Source organism: Rhizobium sp. BR 250 (genome assembly GCF_047445855.1).
Taxonomy (GTDB): Bacteria; Pseudomonadota; Alphaproteobacteria; order Rhizobiales; family Rhizobiaceae; genus Agrobacterium; species Agrobacterium tumefaciens_I.
In genome coordinates, this window is the sequence record NZ_JARWKW010000003.1 from 249,601 (window position 1) to 274,174 (window position 24,574).

The 24,574-nt window shown below is 58.9% G+C and carries 28 protein-coding genes and 1 tRNA gene; 16 read left to right on the forward strand and 13 right to left on the reverse strand.

Annotated elements, in window-relative coordinates; translation table 11 throughout:
• Window positions 1-2: 2 nt before the first annotated feature.
• Entirely contained in the window at window positions 3-1,115 is a 1,113-nt protein-coding gene (locus QD336_RS06500; RefSeq protein WP_499170029.1) for a helix-turn-helix domain-containing protein, read from the reverse strand.
• Window positions 1,116-1,257: 142 nt separating this feature from the next.
• Between QD336_RS06500 and QD336_RS06505 the strand changes: the two genes are divergently transcribed.
• The gene (locus QD336_RS06505) at window positions 1,258-2,331 is read left to right on the forward strand and encodes an alpha/beta hydrolase family protein (protein WP_499169891.1); all 1,074 of its coding nucleotides are present in this window, start codon (window positions 1,258-1,260) and stop codon (window positions 2,329-2,331) included.
• A gap of 13 nt (window positions 2,332-2,344) precedes the next feature.
• On the opposite strand, the gene QD336_RS06510 is transcribed toward QD336_RS06505, so the two are convergent.
• The 3 genes from QD336_RS06510 to QD336_RS06520 form a co-directional block, all read right to left on the reverse strand.
• The gene (locus tag QD336_RS06510) at window positions 2,345-2,863 is read right to left on the reverse strand and encodes a GNAT family N-acetyltransferase (RefSeq protein WP_499169893.1); all 519 of its coding nucleotides are present in this window, start codon (window positions 2,861-2,863) and stop codon (window positions 2,345-2,347) included.
• Between the two features lie 19 nt (window positions 2,864-2,882).
• Window positions 2,883-3,464, reverse strand: a complete 582-nt coding sequence (locus QD336_RS06515) for a helix-turn-helix domain-containing protein (protein WP_499169894.1) — start codon at window positions 3,462-3,464, stop codon at window positions 2,883-2,885.
• 94 nt (window positions 3,465-3,558) lie between these two features.
• Window positions 3,559-3,960, reverse strand: coding sequence for a ketosteroid isomerase-related protein (locus tag QD336_RS06520; protein ID WP_499169896.1), 402 nt, complete (start codon window positions 3,958-3,960; stop codon window positions 3,559-3,561).
• 72 nt (window positions 3,961-4,032) lie between these two features.
• On the opposite strand from QD336_RS06520, the gene QD336_RS06525 reads away from it, so the two are divergent.
• From QD336_RS06525 to lepA, 3 genes are all read left to right on the forward strand, one after another.
• A complete protein-coding gene (locus tag QD336_RS06525; protein ID WP_499169897.1) occupies window positions 4,033-4,638 on the forward strand; it encodes a GNAT family N-acetyltransferase in 606 nt (201 codons plus the stop codon).
• Window positions 4,635-5,504 (forward strand): carbon-nitrogen hydrolase family protein, encoded by an 870-nt coding sequence (locus QD336_RS06530; RefSeq protein WP_499169898.1) that lies wholly within the window; start codon window positions 4,635-4,637, stop codon window positions 5,502-5,504. Before QD336_RS06525 ends, QD336_RS06530 begins: the two co-directional genes overlap by 4 nt.
• A 72-nt stretch (window positions 5,505-5,576) precedes the next feature.
• Window positions 5,577-7,403 (forward strand): translation elongation factor 4, encoded by a 1,827-nt coding sequence (gene lepA, locus QD336_RS06535; protein ID WP_442864875.1) that lies wholly within the window; start codon window positions 5,577-5,579, stop codon window positions 7,401-7,403.
• Between the two features lie 69 nt (window positions 7,404-7,472).
• On the opposite strand, the gene QD336_RS06540 is transcribed toward lepA, so the two are convergent.
• Window positions 7,473-7,880 (reverse strand): DUF2000 family protein, encoded by a 408-nt coding sequence (locus QD336_RS06540; RefSeq protein WP_269341555.1) that lies wholly within the window; start codon window positions 7,878-7,880, stop codon window positions 7,473-7,475.
• A 94-nt stretch (window positions 7,881-7,974) separates the two neighbouring features.
• Between QD336_RS06540 and QD336_RS06545 the strand changes: the two genes are divergently transcribed.
• Window positions 7,975-8,751, forward strand: coding sequence for an AraC family transcriptional regulator (locus QD336_RS06545; protein ID WP_269341554.1), 777 nt, complete (start codon window positions 7,975-7,977; stop codon window positions 8,749-8,751).
• On the opposite strand, the gene QD336_RS06550 is transcribed toward QD336_RS06545, so the two are convergent.
• On the reverse strand, window positions 8,752-9,639 hold the full coding sequence (locus tag QD336_RS06550; RefSeq protein WP_499169899.1) for an NAD(P)/FAD-dependent oxidoreductase: 888 nt from the start codon (window positions 9,637-9,639) through the stop codon (window positions 8,752-8,754). It lies immediately after the preceding gene.
• 152 nt (window positions 9,640-9,791) lie between these two features.
• Between QD336_RS06550 and QD336_RS06555 the strand changes: the two genes are divergently transcribed.
• Window positions 9,792-10,250, forward strand: a complete 459-nt coding sequence (locus tag QD336_RS06555; RefSeq protein ID WP_269341550.1) for an Rrf2 family transcriptional regulator — start codon at window positions 9,792-9,794, stop codon at window positions 10,248-10,250.
• Between the two features lie 75 nt (window positions 10,251-10,325).
• On the opposite strand, the gene QD336_RS06560 is transcribed toward QD336_RS06555, so the two are convergent.
• Window positions 10,326-10,643, reverse strand: a complete 318-nt coding sequence (locus QD336_RS06560) for a hypothetical protein (RefSeq protein WP_269341548.1) — start codon at window positions 10,641-10,643, stop codon at window positions 10,326-10,328.
• 71 nt (window positions 10,644-10,714) lie between these two features.
• Window positions 10,715-12,127, reverse strand: coding sequence for an aminotransferase-like domain-containing protein (locus QD336_RS06565; protein WP_499169901.1), 1,413 nt, complete (start codon window positions 12,125-12,127; stop codon window positions 10,715-10,717).
• Window positions 12,128-12,243: 116 nt separating this feature from the next.
• On the opposite strand from QD336_RS06565, the gene QD336_RS06570 reads away from it, so the two are divergent.
• Window positions 12,244-13,119: a DMT family transporter gene (locus tag QD336_RS06570; RefSeq protein WP_499169903.1), complete on the forward strand. Its 876-nt coding sequence runs from the start codon at window positions 12,244-12,246 to the stop codon at window positions 13,117-13,119.
• A gap of 13 nt (window positions 13,120-13,132) precedes the next feature.
• Here QD336_RS06570 and QD336_RS06575 read toward each other — a convergent pair whose 3' ends face one another.
• From QD336_RS06575 to QD336_RS06590, 4 genes are all read right to left on the reverse strand, one after another.
• Window positions 13,133-14,239 (reverse strand): glycoside hydrolase family 25 protein, encoded by a 1,107-nt coding sequence (locus QD336_RS06575; protein WP_499169905.1) that lies wholly within the window; start codon window positions 14,237-14,239, stop codon window positions 13,133-13,135.
• A 178-nt stretch (window positions 14,240-14,417) separates the two neighbouring features.
• The gene (locus tag QD336_RS06580; protein WP_269341543.1) at window positions 14,418-14,606 is read right to left on the reverse strand and encodes a YegP family protein; all 189 of its coding nucleotides are present in this window, start codon (window positions 14,604-14,606) and stop codon (window positions 14,418-14,420) included.
• Window positions 14,607-14,693: 87 nt separating this feature from the next.
• Entirely contained in the window at window positions 14,694-15,392 is a 699-nt protein-coding gene (locus tag QD336_RS06585; RefSeq protein ID WP_499169906.1) for a type 1 glutamine amidotransferase, read from the reverse strand.
• 126 nt (window positions 15,393-15,518) lie between these two features.
• On the reverse strand, window positions 15,519-15,968 hold the full coding sequence (locus QD336_RS06590) for a DoxX family protein (protein WP_499169907.1): 450 nt from the start codon (window positions 15,966-15,968) through the stop codon (window positions 15,519-15,521).
• Between the two features lie 145 nt (window positions 15,969-16,113).
• Between QD336_RS06590 and QD336_RS06595 the strand changes: the two genes are divergently transcribed.
• Window positions 16,114-16,419 carry an Rdx family protein gene (locus QD336_RS06595; RefSeq protein WP_269341540.1) on the forward strand — a complete coding sequence of 102 codons (306 nt, stop codon included), beginning with the start codon at window positions 16,114-16,116 and terminating at the stop codon, window positions 16,417-16,419.
• A gap of 119 nt (window positions 16,420-16,538) precedes the next feature.
• Window positions 16,539-16,625, forward strand: a tRNA-Leu gene (locus QD336_RS06600).
• A 231-nt stretch (window positions 16,626-16,856) separates the two neighbouring features.
• Here QD336_RS06600 and QD336_RS06605 read toward each other — a convergent pair.
• Window positions 16,857-17,240 (reverse strand): pilus assembly protein N-terminal domain-containing protein, encoded by a 384-nt coding sequence (locus QD336_RS06605; protein WP_269342402.1) that lies wholly within the window; start codon window positions 17,238-17,240, stop codon window positions 16,857-16,859.
• Between the two features lie 441 nt (window positions 17,241-17,681).
• Between QD336_RS06605 and QD336_RS06610 the strand changes: the two genes are divergently transcribed.
• From QD336_RS06610 to QD336_RS06640, 7 genes are all read left to right on the forward strand, one after another.
• Complete coding sequence (locus QD336_RS06610; RefSeq protein WP_269341538.1) at window positions 17,682-17,873, forward strand: Flp family type IVb pilin; 192 nt, start codon at window positions 17,682-17,684, stop codon at window positions 17,871-17,873.
• A gap of 97 nt (window positions 17,874-17,970) precedes the next feature.
• On the forward strand, window positions 17,971-18,483 hold the full coding sequence (locus tag QD336_RS06615) for an A24 family peptidase (protein ID WP_269341537.1): 513 nt from the start codon (window positions 17,971-17,973) through the stop codon (window positions 18,481-18,483).
• A gap of 126 nt (window positions 18,484-18,609) precedes the next feature.
• A complete protein-coding gene (gene cpaB, locus QD336_RS06620; RefSeq protein ID WP_499169909.1) occupies window positions 18,610-19,416 on the forward strand; it encodes a Flp pilus assembly protein CpaB in 807 nt (268 codons plus the stop codon).
• Window positions 19,413-20,996, forward strand: coding sequence for a type II and III secretion system protein family protein (locus tag QD336_RS06625; RefSeq protein ID WP_499169910.1), 1,584 nt, complete (start codon window positions 19,413-19,415; stop codon window positions 20,994-20,996). Before cpaB ends, QD336_RS06625 begins: the two co-directional genes overlap by 4 nt.
• 56 nt (window positions 20,997-21,052) lie before the next feature.
• On the forward strand, window positions 21,053-21,745 hold the full coding sequence (locus tag QD336_RS06630; RefSeq protein ID WP_269341534.1) for a CpaD family pilus assembly protein: 693 nt from the start codon (window positions 21,053-21,055) through the stop codon (window positions 21,743-21,745).
• Between the two features lie 34 nt (window positions 21,746-21,779).
• Window positions 21,780-23,063 (forward strand): CpaE/TadZ family protein, encoded by a 1,284-nt coding sequence (locus QD336_RS06635; RefSeq protein WP_499169912.1) that lies wholly within the window; start codon window positions 21,780-21,782, stop codon window positions 23,061-23,063.
• A gap of 33 nt (window positions 23,064-23,096) precedes the next feature.
• Window positions 23,097-24,566 carry a TadA family conjugal transfer-associated ATPase gene (locus QD336_RS06640; protein ID WP_269341532.1) on the forward strand — a complete coding sequence of 490 codons (1,470 nt, stop codon included), beginning with the start codon at window positions 23,097-23,099 and terminating at the stop codon, window positions 24,564-24,566.
• Window positions 24,567-24,574 lie beyond the last annotated feature (8 nt).

Here is a 24,574-nt window from a genome sequence, read left to right on the forward strand (position 1 = left end):
CGTCATTTTCCGACGATCTTTAGAGGTTCATCGGGTTTCGAACGGTCATCCGGCATCTGCCGGGTGGTCGTTTTGTTTGGCGAGACCAGTTTCCACACTTCCCTTTCGCGCCAGTCCACCGGGCTCATGCCGGTGACACGGCGGAATTCCCGGTTGAAATTGGACTTGGTCTGAAAGCCGGCGGACAACATGATCGCCGTCACCGATTGCTCCGTTTCCTCCAGCAACCGGCAGGCTTCGCGGATGCGGAGCTGGTTGACATATTGCGAGACATTAACGCCGAGCAGGCGATTGATCGCGCCCGAAATCTGCCGGCTTGGCAGGCCGAGGCGTCTTGCAAGCCGCGACAGATTGAGGTTCTCATCGCGGTAGAGCGCCTGTGTCTCCATCAGCCGATCGACCCTTGCGACGATGTCCCGGTCCTGTTCGGAAGGCTCCGCCGGCGGTGAAACCTCCGTAACCGGCTCCGCGGCCGTTTCAGGCGCTTTGCTTTTACCGGCCAGTGTGACCATGAGGCCAATCAACAACAAGCCGAGCAGATTGGCATTGCTGATGAGGGCTGCAACATTCTGCCCCTGCGCCCATTCGAAATCGAAAACCACCAGCAGGTCAAAAAGAGCGGAAACACACAGTGCAACGGCGGCGATGATGAGCGCCCGGTGCGCCGAGGCGACGCTGGCGAACTGCGCCTCGTCCAGCCCGTCCGGCCCCTTTCTCCCCAGAAGAAGCAGGGCGATGGCGTGGCCGACAAAAATGACGATCAGCGCGAGGTCGATCGCAGCCGGGAACGCAAATTCCAGCACGACGATCAACAGGGGCGACAGGGCCAGACTGGCGAGCATCGCTCTGCGGCTCTCGGCCCCCACCCCCATCAATCCGCGAAAGGCGATGTAGACGAGCGGCGGCAGGCAGGCGGCAAGGATCGGCACAACATAACGCATTTCGCTGATACCGTACCCCCAGCGCAGGCCGACAAGGACGGATTGCACGGCGCAAAGGGCAATGGACGCCAGAAAGGCCCGGTTGGTCCGCACATCGTCTCCACTTCGAAGGAAGACGATGAACATGACGACCAGCAGAAGCGCCACGACAAAAGGCAGCGGAATGAACAGCACGAAGGATATCCCCTGAACGAGACTTATATTGCGCATTCATGGACCAGATCGCGTTTCGGTACGACCTCAAACGCGATCAAGGACGCGGAAAACCGGTGATGGCGCAGACTGCACCTCGTTCCTTTCACCGCACGAGGTTTTCATGCACACCTTCACCACCATCACGACCTTACTGTTTTCCGCTCTCGCCACCCAACCGCTTTTTGCGGGCGAGGCTGTCGGCGTCAGCGACATCGCCATTCACTCGCCTGAACGGGGCAAGGATCTTGCCGTGACGATCTGGTATCCAACGGACGGCAAGGGCGCGCAGGTGTTTTCAGGCGAGGACCGCATTTTTCAGGGCACACCCGCCTTCCAGGACGCTGCGGTGCAGCCTGGCCGTCTTCCGCTGGTGCTTCTCTCCCATGGCTCGGGTGCCAGCGTGCGCAGCATGGCTTGGATCGCCTCGAAACTTGCGAGTGAGGGTTTCATCGTCGCCGGCACCAACCATCCAGGCACGACCAGCGGCGATTCCACGCCGGCCAATACGCCGAAAATCTGGGAGCGGACCGGCGATCTTTCCACGATCGCCACAGCGCTCACGACACAAGGTAAATGGTTGGCTTCGATCGATACGGGCAGGATCGGCGTCCTCGGCTTTTCGCTGGGCGGCAGCGCGGCAATGGAGATATCCGGCGCCCGCGCCAATCTCGACGCCTATGCGCGCTATTGCGAAGACTATATAACAATGCCAGATTGCCAGTGGTTCGCTGGCGGACGGGCTTATGTCAATAACGAGCCGGCCAGCGTGCCGAAGCTCGATCTCAGAACCCTCGACAAGGCCCGTTTCGAGCAGCAGAACCGCGATCCTCGCATCCGTTCCGCCGTGCTGGTCGATCCCGGTCTCGCACTCGCCTTCCAGCCGGACAGCCTGAGACAGATCGATATTCCGCTCACCTTCATCAATCTCGGCAGCAAGGGTAAAATTCCGCCCGCCGTGCTGGCGGACAAGCTGGCGACCGAGGTACCGGGTGCCGCCTATCAGCAGGTGAACGAGGCCGACCATTTCAGCTTCCTGCCCCTCTGCAAAGAGGGCGCCAGCGCGTTTCTCAAATCCGTCGACGAACGCGATCCGATCTGCGAACCGGCCGGGCCGCGCGATCGTTCCGATATTCACGCCGAGCTCGAAAAAATGATCGTTGCCGCATTCAACAGGACGCTGAAGCCCGGACAATAGGCAACCGGGAGGTCTAGCCAATCCGCTTGTAAAACAGGGTCGTGCCGCAATAACGCCCATCGGGAAACAGGGCATAATCGGGAATGACGCCGACCCTCTCCCAGCCGAGGCGGGGATAGATCGCCTCGGCATCACTGCCGGTGGCCGTATCCAGCACCAGAAGGGTACGGCCACGAGCCGCCGCTTCCTGCTCCACCTTTTCCATAAGCCTGCGGGCAAGACCGAGGCCCCGCGCCGAGGGATGCACGAGAAGCTTCATCAGATCGCCGCGATGCGGCTGGTTGGGTTTGGAGGCAAGTCCAACCTGAACGGTGCCCACCACCCTGCCATCCACTTCCGCCACCACATGAATGGTACCGCCCTCGCCCACATTTTCTGCGACGGCCTGCCAGAAGGGTTCCGCATCCTGCAGGGAAAAGGGCAACATGAGGCCGACGGATGCGCCGCCATTCACGCAGGCAGCAAGAACGTCGCAGAGTTCGGGCAGGACATCGATGGTCTCTTGCCCGTTCAATACACGGATGGTGGCCATATAAACTCCTCTTGGAAAATCAGCGCTGCCGTTGATCCAGCACGACGGCGTAACGGGCGGTTTTTTCGGAAGGGTTGTGAAAAACGTGCCCCTCGCCCACCGGCATGAACAGGCAATCTCCAGGCTCCAGCCGGTGCACCACACCGCCGCTCGTCATTTCCAGCACACCTTCGAAAAGCCAGACATATTGCGTCATGCCCCGGCTTGCCGCATGCGGCGGAAATCCGACACGCGCGCCTGCTGGAAACTCGACTTCGACAATATCGACATCGGAACCGACACGGGGCGGGGAAATGGCGCGGCGGACATAACCGGTCTCCGGGTCTTTCCAGAGCTGCTGGTCGCGCTTCTTCACCAGCGGGGAAACCGCCTCTTGATCTTCGGCAAAGAAACCGGAGAGTGAAAGGCCAAGGGCTGCGCAGATGCGGGCGAGCAGCGACGCGGTGGGGCTCGCCTCACCACGCTCAATGCGCGAGATCATGGCGCGGCTGACGCCGGATTGGGAGGCGAGCCCGTCCAGCGTCAGGCCGTTTTCAGCCCGCAGCGCCTTGATCCGCCCGCCGATAGAGCGTTCGAGAATATGATCTTCGTTTTCCATCATATGAGACTAGAATTCTCATATGATGGAGTCAATATCCATGATGATGGAAATCATGGCCGTGTGTTGCGGCTGGCTCGGCGCGGCAAATGACGGCTCAGGCGCCGACCTGGGCGATCCAGTCGTTCAGGTTATAGTAGTTTGTTACTCGGCTAACCTTCCCGTCCTTCAGGTCGAAGAAGGCACCGGCCGGCAGAACGTATTTCTGGCCATTCGCCTCCGGCAAGCCCTCGTCGGTTACCAGATATTCGCCGTTCACGATGAATTCGGCAGAGGCGCGCTTGCCATCTGCGCTTGCCATGATCACCATCTCTGTGAGGTTTTCCCGGTAGCAGCGGTTCATATGGTCCATGAAGGAGGCGAAGGCGGCTTTGCCGGTCTGGCGCTCGCCCTGATTGATGTCATGCACCACCTCATCGTGAAGCAACGCCAGGAAGACGTCCATGTCCTGACGGTTGAAGGCATCGTAATAGGCGCGGATGGTCTCGGCAGCGGTCATCGTCTTCTCCGTTCATGCTTGCGCGGGTGTTCCATGACGGTATAACCAGTGCAACCGAGAGTGAAAATGCCCATGACCGTCGAAATCAAGTCTCTTTCCGGCATCGACGCCGCACCCTATTTCGATGATCTCGCGCGCCTGCGGATCACGGTCTTCCGTGCCTTCCCCTATCTCTATGACGGTTCACTGGATTACGAGCGCAAATATCTCGCGACCTATGCCAATACGGACGGTGCGGTCTTCGTCCTGGCGCTTGATGATGGGCGCGTCGTCGGCATGTCCACCGGCATGCCGATGGTGGCGGAGACCGATGAGGTAAAGGCACCCTTCGTCAAGGCGGGTTACGATCCGTCGCAGTTCTTCTATTTCGGCGAAAGCGTGCTGCTGTCCGGCTATCGCGGCCACGGCCTTGGCATCAGGTTTTTCGAGGAGCGGGAGGCTCACGCAAAACGCCTGAACTTTGACTGGTGCACCTTCTGCGCGGTCGAGCGGCCCGCCGACCATCCGCGCCGCCCGGCCGATTACGTGCCGCTCAATGCTTTCTGGGAAAAGCGCGGTTATCGTCACCATCCCGAATTGCGCACCAGCTTCACATGGCAGGATCTGGACGAGAGCAGCGAAAGTGCAAAACCGCTGTCTTTCTGGATGAAGAACATCGCCGGAGATGGAAACGCATGACACGGTTAGCCGCCAGCCAATATGCCATCGAACTGATCGAGACATGGGAGGCCTATGCCGCGCATCTTTCCGCCATCGTCCGCGAGGCCAAGGAAAAGGGCGCGGAACTGCTGCTTCTGCCGGAATATTCGGCGATGGCGCTGACCGGGCAGCTGCCGCACGACGCCCGCTCCGATCTGAACCGTTCCATCGAAGATATACAGCCGCTCATCCCCTCCTGGGTGGAGCTTTGCGAAGAGCTGGCGCGACAGCACCAGATTCTGTTCCAGCCCGGCAGCGCGCCGGTGAAGGACCCGGACGGCAAGTTTCGTAACCGGGCATGGCTCTTTGGCCCGGATGGACTGATCGGTTATCAGGACAAGCAGATCATGACCCGCTTCGAGCGGGAGCAATGGAACATCCATGCGGGAGTGGAGGGTTTGAAGGCCTTCGAGACGAGCATCGGCAGGCTCGGCATCATGATCTGTTATGACAACGAATTCCCGATGCTAGGCCGCAAGCTTGCAGAGCTCGGTGTGGAACTGGTGCTGGCCCCAAGCTGCACCGACACTTTGGCCGGCGCTTACCGGGTACGCATCGGCGCGCAGGCACGGGCGCTGGAAAATCAATATGCCGTCCTCTCCTCCCCCACCGCGGGCGAGGCTCCATGGTCTCCCGCCGTCGATGAAAATCGCGGCCGGGCGGCCCTTTACGTGCCGTCCGATTACGGCATGCCGGCATCCGGCATCCTTGCAGAAAGCGAAAGCGATGCGGTAACGGAGAGCACGCTGCTGATAGCAGATATCGATCTTGCCGCCGTGGCAAGGCTCCGTACCGAAGGACAGGTTGCCACTCGCCGCGACTGGCCGGAGCAATTTGCGGTCTGAAAGCCCATTTTAAAGGGCTTTTAACCAAATTCCCGCTTTGCGGCATGACAAGCCCCTGCTATAGCGCGGAACATGAGCACAAATTCGACCCGCACGCCCCTGGACCATATCCGCAACTTCTCGATCGTTGCCCACATCGATCACGGCAAATCGACGCTGGCCGACCGGCTGATCCAGTCGACGGGCGGCCTTGCAGAACGCGACATGTCGGAACAGGTTCTCGATTCGATGGATATCGAGCGCGAACGCGGCATCACCATCAAGGCACAGACCGTGCGCCTGCACTACAAGGCGAATAACGGCGAGACCTATGTGCTGAACCTCATCGACACGCCCGGCCACGTCGACTTTGCCTACGAAGTGTCCCGTTCGCTTTCGGCCTGCGAAGGCTCTCTGCTGGTGGTTGACGCGTCGCAGGGCGTGGAAGCCCAGACGCTCGCCAACGTCTATCAGGCGATCGACAATAATCACGAGCTGGTCACGGTGCTCAACAAGATCGACCTACCGGCGGCCGAACCCGACCGCATCAAGGAACAGATCGAGGAAGTGATCGGCATCGACGCCTCCGACGCGGTGATGATCTCGGCCAAGACCGGTCTTGGCATTCCCGATGTTCTGGAAGCCATCGTCCACCGCCTGCCGCCGCCGAAGAGCGAAGTTGGCGAAAACGGGCCGCTGAAGGCGCTGCTGGTCGACAGCTGGTACGACACCTATCTCGGCGTCATGGTTCTGGTGCGCGTCATCGACGGCGTGCTGAGCAAGGGCCAGCAGATCCGCATGATGGGCTCGGGCGCGAAATACGGCATCGAGCGCGTCGGTGTACTGACGCCGAAGATGGTCAATGTCGACAGCCTCGGCCCCGGCGAAATCGGTTTCATCACCGCCTCGATCAAGGAAGTGGCCGATACCCGCGTTGGCGATACCATCACCGACGACAAGCGCCCGACGGCGCAGGCCCTGCCCGGCTTCAAGCCGGCACAGCCTGTGGTGTTCTGCGGCCTCTTCCCGGTCGATGCGGCCGATTTCGAAGACCTGCGTGCAGCTGTCGGCAAGCTTCGCCTCAACGACGCCTCCTTCTCCTTCGAAATGGAATCGTCTGCCGCCCTCGGCTTCGGTTTCCGCTGCGGCTTCCTCGGCCTGCTGCATCTCGAAATCATTCAGGAACGCCTCGAGCGCGAGTTCAATCTCGATCTCGTCGCCACTGCCCCTTCGGTTGTCTATGAAATGACGCTGACGGACGGCACGGAAAAGGAACTTCACAACCCGGCCGATATGCCTGACGTGGTGAAGATCAAGGAAATCCGCGAGCCGTGGATCAGGGCGACGATCATGACGCCGGACGAATATCTCGGCGGCATCCTGAAACTGTGTCAGGACCGGCGCGGCCTGCAGACGGAGCTGACCTATGTCGGCAACCGTGCGATGATTACCTATGAACTGCCACTCAACGAAGTGGTGTTCGATTTCTACGACCGCCTGAAATCCATCTCCAAGGGTTATGCCTCGTTCGACTACAACATCATCGACTATCGCGAAGGCGATCTCGTCAAGATGTCGATCCTTGTGAACGGCGACCCCGTTGATGCTCTCTCCATGCTGGTACACCGCTCTGCAGCCGACCGGCGCGGGCGTGGCATGTGCGAAAAGCTGAAGGAACTCATTCCGCCGCACATGTTCCAGATCCCGATCCAGGCCGCCATCGGCGGCAAGGTCATTGCCCGCGAAACCGTGCGCGCCCTGCGCAAGGACGTGACGGCGAAGTGTTACGGCGGCGACGCAACGCGTAAACGCAAGCTTCTGGACAAGCAGAAGGAAGGCAAGAAGCGCATGCGCCAGTTCGGCAAGGTGGAAATTCCGCAGGAAGCCTTCATCGCCGCTCTGAAGATGAACGACGAATAAGCGGCAATCATTTGTCATCGCTATCGGAGGGAGGCTCACAGCCTCCCTTTTGCGTTTGAAGGCACATCCTCAGGCGTGCAGCTTCGCACCCTTGGTGATCTTGTCGACGATCTTCCTGTCGGCCCTGAGCGCCATGCCGACCACCCTGGCAGTTTCGGGAGAAAACTCCGAAAACACCTGACGATTGGCGACATCATGCCCGGTGGCGAACATCTCCTCGATATAGAGCGATGTCGTAACATCGCGCTCTAGGGAACGCTGGTGGATTTTGCGCAACGCCTCCTGATCCGTGGCCATGACCACGATCGGCTGGATGGACAGCGGATTGTAGACGTTGCCTGCCCCATCGCGATATGGTTCCCCGATGATCTCTCCGGTCTGGGCGACGATACCGGACATGAGAAATGCGGTGACGTTCAGTTTTTGCCACACGGCAAGGTCATCGCGAAGGATGACGGCGATCTTGGTATCAAACATGCGAACTCAATCCGGCTGTGGTTACGAAAGAGAAGATATTCTAACGCCTCGGGGCGTCAGCGATCTTGAACGTTCGTGCAAATTCGAAGGGATCGTGCAGGCCCGCTCCAGCGAGGGCATAGAGCGCATCGAAGCGCGCTTTCACGGCAATGCCTATGCGCCGCATCGCCATGATACCTATGCGCTCGGCGTCACGCTTTCCGGCGTCCAGACCTTTTCCTATCGCGGCACATCGCATTTCAGCATGCCGGGAAATGTCATCGTTCTGCATCCCGATGAAGTTCACGATGGCGGCGCAGGCACAGAGGAAGGCCTGCATTATCGCATGCTCTACCTTCCACCGGAGAAAACGACAGAGGCGGGATATAACACGCTGCCCTTTGCCCAAAGTGCCGTCATCGAAGACGAAGAATTCCGCCAATGCCTGACCGAGGCACTCGGCAATCTCGACGGTGAACCTGGCAGTCTGCTTCTCACCGACTGGCAATCGCGGCTTTCGGATCTGCTCTGGAAACATTCGAACGGAAGCGCCAGACCCATCAAGTGGATCGACCGTGCCGCCGTTCTGCGGTGCCGGGACTATCTGCTGGAGAACAGCGCCGACACCGTTGGGTCACAGGAGCTGGAGCAGATAAGCGGGCTCGACCGCTTCACGCTCTTCCGGCACTTCCGTTGCCTGTTCGGCACCAGCCCGCACCGTTATCTCATCATGCGCCGGCTGCAAAAATGCAAGGACATGATGCGCGCGGGTGCGAGCCTTGCCGAAACGGCCTTTGCCTGCGGCTTTGCGGATCAGGCGCATTTTACCCGGCATTTCAAAAATGCCTTCGGCATGCCGCCGGGCCGATGGTTGCGCCTTATCTCGCATTAGTCATTCCGGAAACAGGATCGACCGATGTGCCGCAGCCCCTGCCATGGCGCCGTCCCCCACCGAAAGGGCGACCGAGCCGGCGGGTCGCGCCACATCACCGCAGGCGAAGATGCCGCGGGCGGTGGTCTGTTTCATCGGGTCCGTCACGATGCTCGCCCCCATCGGCCTCTCCTCCACCGCGCAGCCGAGTTTTTCGATCCAGCCGGCAGCGATCCGCAATTTCGGCTGGGTGAAAAGACCAGCCAAAGCAATGCTGCGCCCATCCGAAAGAACCACATCCGCGTGCCCGGCAATTTCCCTGATGCGGGCTTTTTCCACCTGCACACCCCGGGCCGACAATTGCGCGTTCTGGTTCGCATCCGGCTCGAATATGCCGTTGGTGAAAAAGGTCGTCTCACCCCAGTCCGGAAGCATCAGCGCATGGTGAATGGCCAGGGGCGAAGCCGCAATGACGCCGATTTTGCCCTGGTTGAGTTCGTAACCATGACAATAGGGGCAATGGAAAACCGAAGAGCCCCAGCGCTCCTTCAGCCCGGCAATATCCGGCAATTCATCGGTGACACCCATGGCAAGGATGAGCCGATCCGCCCTTTCGCGGCGAGTACCGTCGATCTCGACCACGAAATCGCCAAAAGACCCGGAGGCATCCGTCACCCTGCCCTCAACCCGATCTATCGTCTGGTAGCGTTCGATCTGGCGGCGCGCCTCGGCGATAATGTCGCCCGGCGCCTTGCCGTCCTGCCCGAGAAATCCGTGCGAATGGCTGGCGAAACGGTTCCTGCGCTCGCCTGCATCCACGATCAAAATGTTTTTTCTGGCACGGCCAAGCTGCAGGGCGGCCGAGAGGCCGGCATAGCTGCCGCCGATGATAATGACGTCGAATTTCATGATGCACCCATCGTTTAGGGACCAAGACGGAACCGCCTCCGTTTCACGATACTTATATTGTTACATGAAATGAGGAGTCAATAGTCACGCAACTTATATTGTTACGTCATCGGGAAGATGGTAGCGTTGATTAAGAGAAACGGGCCTGAACGATGAGACACGATACGCGCCTTTCGAGGGTGCTTCACATTCTGATCCATATGGAAAAACACGAGGGCGCGGCGACGTCCGAGAGCATCGCCGCCATGCTGCAAACCAACCCGGTGGTGGTGCGCAGGACCATGGCCGGGTTGCGGGAGCATGGTTATGTATCCTCGGAAAAAGGCCATGGCGGCGGCTGGGTGCTGGCGCGGCCACTCAGCGAAATCACGCTGCTCGATATCTACCGGGCGCTCGGAACACCGGAACTCTTCTCGATAGGGCTGGCGGGCGACAATCCGAACTGCGTCATCGAGCAGGCCGTCAACGCAGCACTTTTCGACGCCATGAACGAGGCGGAAAATATTCTGTTGTCGCGCTTCGGAAGCATCAGGCTTTCGGCGCTCGCGGAAGAATCGATTGCCCGCTGGTCCCACGTTTCCAACCACCCCTCCGCCATGGAGCAGCTTTAGAGACCGTAGACGGATTGCGCGCACGAAAAAACCGCCTGCCCGAAGGCAGGTGGTTTTTTCATATCAGCAGGCCCGTTAAGGCTGGGTCTGCGTGCCGCCGGTATTCGGGCTTGCCGGTGCGGTATTGTTCACAGGCGGCGTTGCCGGAGTAGTCGGAGCCATGGGTGCCGGTGCCTGATCCGTTGCCGCAGGCGGCGTGGTGGAGGACGTCGTTGCCGGATCGGTGGTCGGGCCGCTCATCTGCGACCAGGCGAAAATGCCCACCAGTACGACAGCGATGATCGCCAGCCACGGCACCCAGGACGATGACGTGCGGGCACGTGGTTCATTGCTGATATTCACTTCCGGACGAAGATCGCGGTCCGGACGCGGGTTGTTGGGATCGAATGTCATGGTGTTTCCTCCTCTTCATTCTGGGGAGAAAACGGTCTTCACGCGATTTTGTTCCGATTCCGGCCACCCATTCAGGACAGGTGGCGATCCGGCGTCTGCCGAAGGGCCTCTGCCAGCACCGTCATGACCTGCAGACCAGCCATTTGCGAGACGTTGAAACGCATGAAACCGGAGGCGCTCTGCGAGGAACTGAACACATTGCCCGGTGCCAGAACCACCTGCCGGGAAAGCGCCCTGCGCGCCACGTCGGCGGCATCCACCCCATCCGGCAGGCGGCACCACAAAAACATGCCCGCCTGCGGCTCGATCCACGGGATACACCCAACCGATTTCAGACGCGCCGCCGCCTCCGGCACCGCTGCCGCGAGACGCTGCCTGAGAGCCTCGACGTGCTTGCGGTAACTGCCGTCCGTCAGAAGCGAGAGAATCAATGCCGCCGAAAAATGGGATCCGCCAAAAGCAGTGGCGATCTTGAGGTCAGTCAGGGCTTCCACCCATGCCTGGGGCGCCGCGATGAAACCGCACCGCACGGAAGCCGACAGTGTTTTGGAAAAACTGCCGATCTGGACGACGCGGTTCAGACCATCGAAGGCCGCCAGCCGGGGAGCCGCCTGGGTTTCGAAATCGGCAAAAATATCATCCTCGATGATGGTCAGGCCCGCCTGTTCGGCCAGCATCAGCAGACGATGCGCGGAAACGGCGGAAAGCCTTGCGCCCGTGGGATTATGGATGGCGGAATTGGTGATATATAGCCGTGGCTGATGCTCTTTCAGCGCCTGTTCGAAAAGCGGCAGGTCCGGTCCGGTTGGCGTATAGGGCACACCGACGATCTTCACCCGATGCGCCCGCAAGAGGGCATGGAAATTGAAATAACAGGGATCGTCGACAATCACCGTATCCCCCGGCTGCAGCAGGAAACGGCAGAGAAGATCGATCGCCTGCGTGCCGGAATCGGTGAGCATGATCTGGCTTGTACCTGCCTGCACACCGTGTTCGGCGAGCCTGCGCGACAGAAGCTGGCGCAGCGGCAACAGCCCCATCGGGCTGCCATAATCCGTCAGCAAGGCGGCATCGCCGCGGGCGAGCCCCCGCATCGCCCGCCTCAATGCCTCCTGCGGCATCCATGATGCGGGAAGCCAGCCACAACCGGGCTTGGCAAGGGTAACACCATCATCCAGCGCCTGGCGTGAAACCCATAAGGGATCCACCGCCCTGTCGAACCGCGGCTCGATATCGGCCAGCGACAGGGGTGCAAGCGGACCCGAGACAAAAAAACCGGAACCGGGCCGTGAGCTTATCGTCCCATCCGCCACGAGCCGGTCGTAAGCCTCGACGACGGTGGAGGTGGAAACCTGCATGGTCTTTGCCAATGCCCGCACGGAGGGCAGGCGCGCTCCCGGAACGAGGCTGCGTGCGGCGATGCGCTGGCGAATGCTGGCCATCACCTTGTCTATGCGTGTGCCTGCCGCGACTTGTCCGTCCACATCCATTCCCAACCGTACCGCTCTCACAACCATAACAGTTTCTTGAAATTGTATCGGATTGTCGCTGTTCGCGCCAGCCGTTCGGGATCAAGAAAAGCAAAACGCAGGAGATGAGAATGGACAAGACGACAAGCGGGTGGCTGAACGGCCTGACGGGCGTGATGATATTCAGCGGCTCGCTGCCCGCGACACGCATTGCGGTGACGGGTTTCGATCCGGTATTCCTGACCGTTGCCCGCGCCAGCATTGCCGGGCTATTGGCGCTCGCTTTGCTTTTCCTGTTCCGGCAGAGGCGCCCGGCACGCGACGATCTGACATCGCTTTTTATCGTCTCGCTCGGTGTCGTCGTCGGTTTCCCGCTCCTGACCGCCCTGGCCCTGCGGCATGTCACCTCGGCACATTCCATTGTTTTCGTGGGGCTGCTGCCGCTCGCAACCGCAATCTTCGCCGTGCTGCGTGGCGGGGAACGCCCGCGCCCCGTCTTCTGGCTGTTTTCCTGCCTGGGCAGTGCGCTGGTTGCGGGCTTCTCCCTGTCGAATTCCTTTTCCGCCGGGATCGAGGCCTCGCTTGCCGGCGACCTTCTGATGCTGGGCGCTATCATCGTCTGCGGGTTGGGCTATGCGGAGGGAGCAGCCCTTTCCCGCAAGCTGGGCGGCTGGCAGGTCATCTCCTGGGCGCTGGTTCTTTCCCTGCCGGTGATGCTGCCACTTGCCTTTTTCACGGGGCCGGAAACACTTGCCGGCATAGACCCGCAGGCCTGGGGTGGCCTTGCCTATGTCTCCCTGTTCAGCATGCTGATCGGCTTCGTCTTCTGGTATCGCGGGCTGGCACAGGGCGGCATCGCAGCGGTGGGGCAGTTGCAGCTGCTCCAGCCCTTCTTCGGGCTCGCGCTGGCTGCAACCCTGCTGCACGAGGAGGTAAGCCCGGCCATGATCGGCGTTACGCTGGTGGTGGTTCTGTGTGTTGCGGGCGCCAGAAAATTCGCGCGCTGATGCCCGCTATTCGTCAGCTCGAACGGCGATCCACCCAGCGATGCCAGGCATCCTCGCTACCGTTGAAGACGTTGAGATCGATACGGCCGTCGACACCATGCGACAGGCCGGAACCGGAATATTGCCAGAACAGCCACTTGCGGCCGGGATAAACCACCGACGGGTGCTGCGCGACGGCGCGCAGCCAGAAGGGGTAATCCTGGAATTCGCCCTGGAGGTTGTCCTTGTAAAAATCGGGCGCCGTATAGATGATCGGCCGCTGGCCATAATAACGCTCGAGCTTGTCCATGAAGACGCGCATCTTTTCCAGCACGCGTTCGCGGGAATGGCGCATCTTGCAGCTCGATTCGCCGTTATATTCCACGTCGATGACAGGCGGCAGCGCATCCGGATCGCGCGGGACGTTGCGAATGAACCAGTCCGCCTGTTCGCTGGCGTTGCGGCACCAATAGAAGAAATGATAGGCGCCACGGCGGATGCCGGCTTCCTTTGCACGCTGCCAGTTTGTGCGGAACATCGGGTCGAGATGATCACCGCCATCGGTCGCCTTGATGAAGGCGAAATTGGCTCCGCGCGTGCGCAGCTGCGGCCAGTTTATATTCGCCTGCCAGCGGGACACATCCACCCCGTGGACCTGAAAATGGCGCGGCTGAACCCTGCCGAAATTGATTGGCTTGGCGTCGCTGAAGCTGGAGCGGAAAATGCGTGAGCGGATCTGGGCGCCGGCGCTCGCAGCTGGCGCCGCTGCCATGGCCAATTGCACCGGACGGTCCATCTGGTTGATCGTGGGACGCTCCGCCGGCCGCACCATTCCGGTCTGTGACGGAACCGGCAAGCGGATTTCAGGCGCATTTTGCGGCAGGGATGCCTGCGGGGTAACAGCCGAAAAGGCCTTGGGTTCCTGGGGCACGGGCCCGCCCCATGCCAGGACTTCCTGGCGTGGCTGGGCCGCGATGGCCTGAGTGCCGACACTTGCCTGCGGCACCGGGGCCGGCGTGACCGAACTCGTCGTTTCCTTCGAGGGCAAGCCCGCCATCAGGCTTTCCGGCCCGGAACTGGACGTGCAGCCACCAAGCAGAAGGCAACCGAAAAGAAGTGCTGGTACAGCCGATGAACGCATGAGAACCCGTACGCAAAACAAATCGGGGGGCACTCTGACGCCGCCCGGAAACCTCGAAATACAAATGCTAACGGAAGATTATCAAAAAAGACTGAATCTTATCTTTACGCGGGCGCCTGCCAAAATGCCCGTCATTTCTGGCAGGCCAATATTCCAGCCCTCGCACAAATGGCGGGGCTCAGGCGGTCATGGAGCTCAGATCAACCGTATCTGCGCCGGGAGAATTTCTCTTGATCGATTCGATCGCATGAATGGCCGATGCCTTCGCCTTGTATCCTTCGGATGAAAACATCGTTTCTCCGTTGGATGCCTTGAAGCGGAAACGATATTCGCCAGCCTTGTCCTGGTAGATTTCGAATTTGTACATGATCCTTGCGCCTCGTTTGCAAATCAGGATGAACCGACGGCAATTTTGCGCAGCCTCGGTTCAATTCGCAACCGATAATCGCGCCAGTCAGACCAACCGCACCCAGGCACGGGCAATTTCCAGACCGGCCATGTCGGCCATCTGCGCGCGAATACCGCGGTGGTCGCGGTAATTGTCGAGCCAGCCGGGTGACATTTTTTCAACGGAAGCAGGGAAGGTCCGGCACCAGCCGTCGACCACCGTGGTGGAAGCCTCGAAATGAAACTGCGTGCCATAGGCCGCGCGACCAATACGAAAGGCCTGGTTCCGGGTCGCGCCGTTTGTCGCAAGGCGCGTGGCACCTTGCGGAAGCGTAAATGTATCGCAATGCCACTGAAAAACGGGAAAGGTCATTTCCTGCCCGGCCAAGAGCGGATCGGACGCGCCCTCTTCCGTCAGGGATACATCTTCCCAGCCAAATTCCGGCGGGCCGGAGAGAATATTGTCTCCTCCATAGGCGCGTGCCAGCAATTGGCTGCCGAGGCACACGCCCATGACCGCCTTGCCCGCATCGCCAAACCTTTTCATCAAAAGCGCCAGATCCGGAAGATAGGGATAAAGTGCATCGTCAAGCGCGTTCTGCTCGCCGCCCAGAACCACAAGCGCATCGTGATCGCTCGCATCTGCCGGAAGTGGCTCACCCGCATAGGCACGAATGACATGCACATCCGCCGCCGCCTCTTCCAGCGCGATGCCGATTTGACCATGCGGCGTGCCCGCCATGTTTTCGATGATTGCAACGCGCATGGGGCCTCTTGGTAACGAAAAAGGATTCGATCGGCCACGATTGCCGATCGAATCCAGCTTCACCACGGGAAAAGTCGATTTTCAAGAGCCGCAACATCGCCAGAGCGGCAATAGACCCGATGTGCCTTAGAATTCACGCGCCAGCCTGGCATCCGCGGAATGCCGATTACCGCCGCGAATGGCGAAGAACAGGAAAATCGCCGCCCACAGGATCGATTTTTCCGCACCACCCAGACCTTCCGCCTTTACGATGCCGTGAAAATAGACCGTGACCAGGAGGACAATCATGGCGGCGAAGGATGCCGGCCGCGTGAAGAGCCCGATGGCCACCAGAATGCCGCCGAAAAATTCCGTGGCGGCAAGGAGCGGCGACCAGAAGACGCCGGGATAAAAGCCAAGACTCTCCACCATGCCGACAGCCCCGAAAGGATTGACGATCTTGCCGAAACCATGGGTAACGAGAAGAAGCCCGGCCGTGACGCGCAGAACGGTCTCCACCAGATCATGCGTCGCACCATAAAGCGGAGCGACCGCCGGAACGAAAAGACGCTGACGATTATTCTCGAACTGGGCCATAGGATCTCCACGTTTCAGCCTTCGACAGCTTCTCTGTTCGCAAAGCCGCATGATAAGAACAAGCAGGCGCCCGGTAAAAACATGAGTATTCTGGTTGACATTGTCGTGAGCATGATTGCCCCTGACCGCTGAAGGAGACGTGAGGATGACCGAGACCAAACCCCGCATAACCATCCGTTATTGCACGCAATGCAACTGGCTGCTTCGCGCAGGCTGGATGGCGCAGGAAATCTTGCAGACCTTCGCTTCGGACATCGGCGAAGTCAGTCTCGCTCCCGCGACCGGCGGCGTGTTCGAGATCACCGTAGATGGCACGACCATCTGGGAACGCAAACGCGACGGCGGTTTTCCCGGTCCAAAAGAACTCAAACAGAGAATCCGTGACATCATCGACCCGGAGCGCGACCTCGGTCATGTCGACAGAACGAAGCATGAAGGCCTCGACACCTGACCCGGCGACATGTTTCAACAGTGTCAAACAAGTTTTTTCCCTTTAAAATCAATGATCGTCATAAAAGTTCAAAAAGTCTGTTGACACCGGGCGGCTGCCCTCGTACATCGCTCTCCGTCGCCCAGATGGCGGAATTGGTAGACGCGCCAGCTTCAGGTGCTGGTACTCGAAAGGGTGTGGAGGTTCGAGTCCTCTTCTGGGCACCATTCCATTTTTGATCTTAGCCAGATCAAGAAATCAAACGAAAAAACAGCAACATACAAGCCGACCGGTAATACCGGGAAGCATGTTGCAGTTTTTTCGTTTTATTCGTTCTTCTCAGGAAAAACCACCGTACTGATATCGTACCGATAGATGCGAGACCTTTGCCCCTCATGCAAAGGCGTCCGCTCGTGAGGCGGTAACGTGGCGTGTTCCGGCCTCGCTGAGACCGGCAGTTACGGCTGGGCGTCTTTGTCGCCACTGTTTTGGGAATGCTGCTCACAATTCGGCGTGCAGGAAAGCACGGTGCGCTCCGTCTGGCGGAAGACACGAACCGTATTGCCCTCGTCGATGGAGACGAGAATGCGTTCATCCACGATCGGATTGCCTTCGGCATCAAGAAGCACAAGGTTGGTGGTGCCGAAACTGCGACCTGTCAGAACGATGGTGGTCGCATCGGCAACCGTGGCATCGGCAACTTTGGAGTTCCCGACGATAACCTTGCTTACGGGCCGGTCGAGACGGAGGACGCGGGCGTGATTCATCGAAACGCGCAATATATCTTCCTGGGCAAAAACAGGCTGCGACGCGGCCCCTAGAAAGACGGACAAGCCGACCACAATTTTCGCCAGTTTTCCGGATGACACGCGTTTGGCCCTTGCTCTACCCGCACTTTATTGCGCCACAGAATGCGCGGTTTTAGTGAATGAAGCGTTAAATGGCGGAAATCTGCAACGCGGATGGTAACCATGCCTGAGGTGGTGGTATTTTTCGCTTCCGGTTGTCCCGCATCAAAATTGAACATTCGCGGCTTTCAAAGACGATGCTTCTCCAGAAATGAGAAATTGCCGGCCCCGGAATATATTTGTTTATCAGCAAATATAAAAATGAGCGGAATACTTTTTTCTTTTATTTACCAAGAGAAACTCATCCTGTCGTTTACTTTGAGTTAATCGTTTTTTTTAAGCGCTTGGAAATCGCTCGACTGTAATTTGAACGCAACCGAACAACGGAGAACAGTTGTCGGCGTGCTGAACCAACACAGAGTTAGGAGAGACCCTATGACCAAGATTTTTGCTCGTTTCCTTAAAGACGAATCCGGCGCCACGGCGATTGAATATGGCCTGATTGCCGCGCTTGTTTCCGTAGCCATCATTGGCGGCACGACCGCGCTCGGCGGCAAGCTCAAGGAGACCTTCAACTTCATCAACACGTCGTTTACGAACTCCAAGGCTTCCACCGGCGGCGTCTGATTATTGAAAAACATAATGCAGGTGATACCCCAAAACGTGGGCATCACCTGCATTTTTTGGCGTTCGCCGGATTCAGGCCGGCAAAGGTAGGCTAATCATGATCGTCGCAGCGATTTTTCTTATTCTTCCGCTCTGCCTCAGTTTTGCTGCCTTGAACGATCTTTTCAGCATGACGATCCCTAACGTGATAGCCGTCGTGCTTTTGTTGTCTTTCGCCTTCGTCGCGCCCTTTACGGGAATGGACTTGCAGACCTTTGGCCTGAGCTTGGCTGCCGGTCTGGCCGTCTTTCTCGGTTGTTTCGCGCTCTTCGCCGCAAATGTCATGGGCGGCGGCGACGCCAAGCTGCTGACGGGAGCGGCGGTGTGGTACGGCTTCAACATTTCTCTCGTAGAATTTCTAATGGCCGTGACACTGATCGGCGGCATATTGACGGTCGGCATCCTGGTTTTGCGATCACGCTCACAGGAAATCATGGCCTTCGGCATCCCAATTCCCGATTCCCTGATGGTTGCGCAGAAAATTCCCTACGGTATCGGCATCGCCGCGGCAGGGCTCTTGACCTACGGGGAAAGCCCTCTCGTGAAGGCAGCAATCGCAAGCCTTTACTAGGTGATTATTTCAGTCGCCTAGTTTCACGAACCGTTAACCACAATTCAAAGAACAATATTAACCATAATTATACCAATCACGCGCCATCCTGACGGGAGAAGAATCTGATTCCCCCAAGGATCGAGCATGAAACCGTCGCGTATCGTTATTCTATCCGTTGCTTTGGTGGCCGCCGGTCTTGCCGGTATCGTCGCCATGCAGATTTCCGGCACGAAGCAGGTCATCGAAAAAGCGGAAACGATCGTCCAGAAAGAGCCGACGGTCAATGTTCTCGTTTCTTCGGTTAACCTGCCCGTCGGCAGCCGACTGAACGATAGCTCGGTGCGCTGGGCGCCATGGCCGCAGGGCAATGTCGTCGACAGCTTCATAACCGAAACGAAAAGCCCTGACGCCATCACCGAACTCACGGGCGCGGTCGTGCGCCTGCCCCTCTTTGAAGGCGAACCGATCCGCCCGGAAAAAGTGGTCGATTCCAGCACACGCATCATGTCTTCGCTTTTGCCCGCCGGCAAACGCGCCGTCGCCACGGAAATTTCCGTTTCCACCGGCGCGGGCGGTTTCGTGCTGCCGAACGACCGGGTCGATGTGATCATGGTTCGCAAGGGCGACAACGGTAATTTTCTGACCGAAAATGTTCTGAACAACGTCCGCGTTCTGGCGATCGACCAGCAGATCAAGGAGGGCGAAGACGGTGTGTCGGCCGTGGTTGGCGCAACCGCCACACTGGAACTGACACCCGAACAGGCCAAGATCATAACCGTGGCGCAACAAATGGCGGATCGCCTCACGCTGGCTTTGCGCTCGGTCGCCGACGCCCAGGAAAACGACACGCTTTCGGCTGGTTATCTTCTCAATGGCGGGTCCGGCCAGCCGGAAATTCAGGTGATCAAATCCGGCTCAATTGTGAAGAGCGGCCAGGGAGCATCGCAATGACCGGAGGGCTCATGGCAAAACGTCTCAAACAACACCTGCGTTCATCCATGGCGGGCGGATTAGCATTCTGCATGGCTTTTTCAGGGATCCCGGGCCAGTACTCGCCAGCGTTTCTGCGTATCACCGAAGCAATGGCGCAAAGCGCAAGCATCGTGCGGATCACCGAAAGCGGCACAGGCATTCGCAAACGTCTGAAACTGGGCTTGAACAAGGCGCTGGTCATCGACCTGCCGGAAGACGCCCATGACATTCTTGTTGCCGATCCGAGCCTTGCCGACGCTGTGACCCGGACGTCGAAACGCATCTACCTCTTTGGGAAAACGGTGGGACAGACCAACATCTTCATTTTTGGTGAAGGCGGCCGGGAAATCGTCAGCCTCGACCTGGAAGTGGAGCGCGACATCTCGGGGCTCGAGACCAATATCCGCCGCTTTATTCCCGACTCGGACATCAAGGTGGAAATCGTTTCGGACAACATCGTTCTTACGGGATCCGTGCGCACACCGCAGGACTCCGCGCGCGCCGTGCAGCTCGCCGAAGCCTTCCTGAAGGGTGGTGAGGCCACCACCCGCAATATATCGCTGACTGGTGGCGACAATGGCGGTGATGCGGCGATTTTTGCCGAGCGACGGCAGGTATCGCAAATCGTCAACATGCTGACGATCGAAGGTGAAGATCAGGTAACGCTGAAGGTCACCGTCGCCGAAGTAAGCCGGCAGGTTCTGAAGCAGCTCGGCTTCAACGGCTCGATCAGCAGTTCGACAAGCGGCAATGGTTTCGAATTCGCAAATCCGTCCAATCTTGGCAATGCCATCAGCGGCGCTTCGCGAATTGCCAGCGGAGCAATCGGTTCCGGGTCGCTGAGTTTTGCAACATATCTCAATGCGATGGAACAGGCGGGCGTGGTACGCACTCTCGCCGAGCCAAGTCTGACCGCCATATCCGGGGAGCAGGCCAAATTCTACGTCGGTGGAGATTTCCGCTTGCCTGCCGAACAGGAAGTCGACATCGACGCGAGTACCGGACGGCCGACGATTACGCGTACAACCAATACCGTCGATTACGGCATCACATTGAACTTCAAGCCGGTGGTGCTTTCGCCCGGCCGTATCAGTCTTAAAATTGAAACCAATGTGTCCGAGCCGACCTATGAAGGCAACGTTGTGACCGGCAATGCGGGCCGCACGATTCCGGGCTCGACCTACATGTCGGTGCGCAAGCGCGAAACCTCCACGACGGTCGAGCTTCCCTCCGGCGGATCGATCGTGATTGCGGGTCTCGTTCAGGACAATGTCCGACAGGCCATGTCCGGGCTCCCCGGCATCTCGAAAATCCCGATCTTCGGCACGCTCTTCCGCAGCAAGGACTTTCTGCGCAATGAGACGGAACTGGTCATCATCGCAACGCCCTATCTGGTGCGCCCCGTTGCCCGCAACCAGATCGCCCGGCCGGATGACAACTTCAACCCGGAAAACGATGCCGCCATGTATTTCATGAACCGCGTCAACAAGGTCTATGGCCGCAAGGACCAGGTTCAGGCCGCTCCCTATCAGGGATCAGTGGGGTTCATCTACAAATGACGATACGTGCACGAAATCCCCTCTTCACAGCGCGCCCGATCCGGGCAGGAAACGTCATGCAGGAAACTTCTTCCTCCCTTCCCCTTCATGTGTCCGGAAGAAGGGCCGGTCTCGTCGCCGTTGCCGCGCTCGCCGCCGGCCTGTTGCAGGGCTGTGCACGCGATCCGATGACCACCAACGCCATTCCCGACGATTATCGCACACGCCATCCGATTACCCTGTCGGAAGCAGAACATTCACTGGATATTCCGGTTTCGGCCAGCGACAGCCGGTTGACCACGGCCATGGCGGACAATGTCCGTGGTTTTGCCCAGAATTATGCGTCGATGTCGACCGGTATCATCAATATTCAGACACCGTCGGGATCGGCCAATTCGGCGGCCGCGTCACGAATGGCGAAACAGATCCGCACGACGCTTTCCGGTGCGGGTGTAGCGCCGGGCAAGATCATGGAGACGCGCTATGCCGCTTCTCCAAATGGCGATTCCGCCCCCATCCGCCTGAGCTATGTCGCGGTTACCGCCATGACCGGCCAATGCGGCCAGTGGCCCGAGGACCTTTCGGATAATACCTTCGCAAACAAGAACTGGTACAATTTCGGATGCGCTTCCCAGAGCAATCTCGCGGCGCAGATTGCCAATCCCATGGATCTGGTCGGTCCACGTGGCATGAGCCCGATCGATGCCGAGCGCCGAGCGGTCGTCATCGAAAACTATCGCGGCAAGCCTTCGACATCGGCGACAGATTGATGCGGTTTTCACATTTGTCACGGCAGGAAAGACGATGAGCGCTGTAGAATACGATATCAAACCAAACGGCGGTGACGAACCCGAGCAGCCGGTGCGCGCTTCGGATATGGACCACCTGCGGCCCCTGCCCCGCATTTCCGTTCACGCCTTCTGCGTCAGCGACAACATGCAGGGTGTCATGGACGCCTTGTCCGGTGATCGGCGCATGAGCAAGGTTACGCTGCGCGTGACCAAGGGTGATATCAATGCGGCAGCCACGATGTTTGCCGCATCGCCCACGCCCAATCTCATCATTCTCGAAACGGCAAGTGTCCCCGCCTCGCTACTGGACGATCTCACTCCCCTCGCAGCGGTTTGTGACCCCTCCACCCGTGTCATCATCGTCGGCCGGCACAACGACATCTCGCTTTATCGCGATCTCATTCGCAACGGCATTTCCGAATATCTCGTCGCGCCCGTCAATATGGCCGATCTGCTGGCCTCGATCGCAGCGATCTTCGTCGATCCGGAAGCGGAGCCGCTGGGCCGCAACATCGCCTTCATCGGCGCCAAGGGTGGAGTGGGTTCCTCGACCGTGGCGCATAATTGCGCCTTCGGTATTTCCAACCTCTTTTCCACCGAGACCATTCTGGCGGATATGGATCTTGCCTATGGAACGGCCAATATCGATTTCGATCAGGATCCCGCCCAGGGCATGGCTGAAGCGGTCTTTTCACCGGAGCGGCTGGATGAGGTGTTCCTCGACCGCCTTCTGACGAAATGTTCCGACCATCTGTCGCTTCTGGCGGCGCCATCTCTTCTCGACAGAACCTACGATCTCGACCGTCAGGCATTTCTGCCGATCCTGGAAGTTCTGCAGCGCAGCGCACCGGTCGCGGTTCTGGATCTTCCCCACCAATGGTCCGACTGGACGCGGGCTGTCCTTGCGGAAGCCGACGAGGTGGTCATTACCGCGGTTCCCGATCTCGCAAATCTGCGCAATACAAAGAACCTCTTCGACGCGCTGGTTAAACTGAGACCCAACGACAAGCCGCCGCATCTCATTCTCAACCAGGTCGGCATGCCGAAACGTCCGGAAATCGCCCCCGCGGATTTCCTCGAGCCGCTGGAAATCGAGCCGATTGCCATCATTCCGTTCGACGCGCAGCTGTTCGGAAACGCCGCCAATAGCGGACGCATGATCAGCGAGATGGATGAAAAATCCCAGACCGCGGAAACCTTCTCGCAAATCGCCCATACCATTACGGGCCGCACCGTACTGCGCAAAAGCCGACGCGGTGGTCTGGACAAATTGAAAAGCATTCTCAAGCGCAAGTAGGGCTTCCCTCTGCGCCTTTAGACGGAAACGCCGATGTTCGGAAAACGCGGGTCTGAAGGCCCAGCCAGAAGCACGAAGCCGGATCTTGCCGCACCTGTTCCAATGCAGGTGGCGACGGCGCCCGAGCCGCGCCCTCTCGCGATCGACACCCTTGAGCCGGGCCAATCGCCCGCAACACGGCAGGCGGCGACGGCACAGCCGGTGCAGAAAAAACGAGCCCGCACGGAAGATTATTACAATACAAAAAGCCAGGTATTTTCCGCACTCATCGATACGATCGACCTTTCACAACTCGCCAAGCTCGATGCGGAAAGCGCGCGCGAGGAAATTCGTGATATCGTCAACGATATCATCACGATCAAGAATTTCGCCATGTCGATTGCCGAGCAGGAAGAACTGCTCGAAGACATCTGTAACGACGTCCTGGGTTACGGACCGCTGGAGCCGCTTCTCGCCCGCGACGACATTGCCGATATCATGGTCAACGGTTCCGGCCAGACTTTCATCGAAGTCGGCGGCAAGACCATCGAATCCGACATTCGCTTTCGCGACAATAACCAGCTGCTTTCCATCTGCCAGCGCATCGTCAGCCAGGTCGGTCGACGTGTGGATGAATCGAGCCCCATATGTGACGCCCGCCTGCCGGATGGATCGCGCGTCAACGTCATCGCGCCGCCGCTCGCCATCGACGGCCCGGCGCTGACGATCCGAAAATTCAAGAGGGACAAGCTGACTCTCGACCAGCTCGTGCGTTTCGGAGCGATCACGCCCGAAGGCGCGACATTGCTCAAGATCATCGGCCGCGTGCGCTGCAATGTCGTCATCTCGGGCGGCACCGGCTCCGGCAAGACCACGCTTCTCAATTGCCTGACGAGCTTCATCGACAGGGATGAACGCATCATCACCTGCGAGGACACCGCCGAACTGCAACTTCAGCAGCCGCATGTGGTGAGGCTCGAAACACGGCCGCCGAATATCGAAGGCGAAGGCGAGATCACCATGCGCGATCTCGTCAGGAACTGCCTTCGCATGCGGCCCGAACGCATCATCGTCGGCGAAGTGCGCGGACCGGAAGTTTTTGACCTTTTGCAGGCCATGAATACCGGCCACGATGGTTCAATGGGAACGCTGCACGCCAATACGCCGCGTGAATGCCTCAGCCGTATCGAATCGATGATCGCCATGGGCGGGTTCACGCTGCCGGCCAAGACCGTGCGCGAAATCATCTCGGGCTCGATCGATGTCGTCATCCAGGCCGCGCGCCTGCGCGACGGTTCCCGCCGGATAACGCAGATCACCGAAGTGATCGGCATGGAAGGTGACGTCATCGTTACCCAGGATCTGATGCGATACGAAATCGAAGGCGAGGACGCACAGGGCAGGCTGATCGGCAGGCACGTATCGACCGGCATCAGCAAGCCCAATTTCTGGGATCGTGCACGCTATTACGGTGAAGAGAAGCGTCTGGCGGCCGCGCTCGATGAGATGGAAAAGACATCCTAAGGAAAGCG